The sequence below is a fragment of the Shewanella sp. SG41-3 genome (assembly GCF_014164545.1).
Lineage (GTDB): Bacteria > Pseudomonadota > Gammaproteobacteria > Enterobacterales > Shewanellaceae > Shewanella > Shewanella vesiculosa.
In genome coordinates, this window is the sequence record NZ_JACJFJ010000025.1 from 1 (window position 1) to 839 (window position 839).

General features: G+C 58.0%; 1 protein-coding gene. It reads right to left on the reverse strand.

Features of this window, described 5'->3' with window-relative positions; genetic code table 11:
- Window positions 1-839 (reverse strand): tandem-95 repeat protein (locus H5164_RS19780; RefSeq protein WP_182757382.1); only part of this gene is annotated, 839 nt, incomplete at both ends.

An 839-nucleotide genomic window follows, 5' to 3' on the forward strand; every position in this document is an offset into this window, starting at 1 on the left:
CTGCTGTCTTCGGCCACCGAAATGACTTCGTTGGCGTCCGTGAAATTGTCGTTTTCTGGGGTGACGGTGATGGTCAAGGTCGAGGTGTCAGTGCTCGAGCCGTCGGTTAACACATAAGTGATCAGCGGCACAGGGCCATTGTAGTTGGCCACAGGGGTGAAGCTGTAGCTGCCGTCAGCGCTCAAGGTGAAGCTGCCGACACCGCTAATGGTGACCGCTTGGCCTAAGGTCAAGGGGCCGGTCACGCCATCAATGCTAAAGCTTTGTACCGTGACGTCGCCATCGACCGAGCTGGTGCCGGTTAAGACGCTGCCGGTGGTGGCGCTGCTGTCTTCGGCCACCGAAATGACTTCGTTGGCGTCCGTGAAATTGTCGTTTTCTGGGGTGACGGTGATGGTCAAGGTCGAGGTGTCAGTGCTCGAGCCGTCGGTTAACACATAAGTGATCAGCGGCACAGGGCCGTTGTAGTTGGCCACAGGGGTGAAGCTGTAGCTGCCGTCAGCGCTCAAGGTGAAACTGCCGACACCGCTAATGGTGACCGCTTGGCCTAAGGTCAAGGGGCCGGTCACGCCATCAATGCTAAAGCTTTGTACCGTGACGTCGCCATCGACCGAGCTGGTGCCGGTTAAGACGCTGCCGGTGGTGGCACTGCTGTCTTCGGCCACCGAAATGACTTCGTTGGCGTCCGTGAAATTGTCGTTTTCTGGGGTGACGGTGATGGTCAAGGTCGAGGTGTCAGTGCTCGAGCCGTCGGTTAACACATAAGTGATCAGCGGCACAGGGCCGTTGTAGTTGGCCACAGGGGTGAAGCTGTAGCTGCCGTCAGCGCTCAAGGTGAA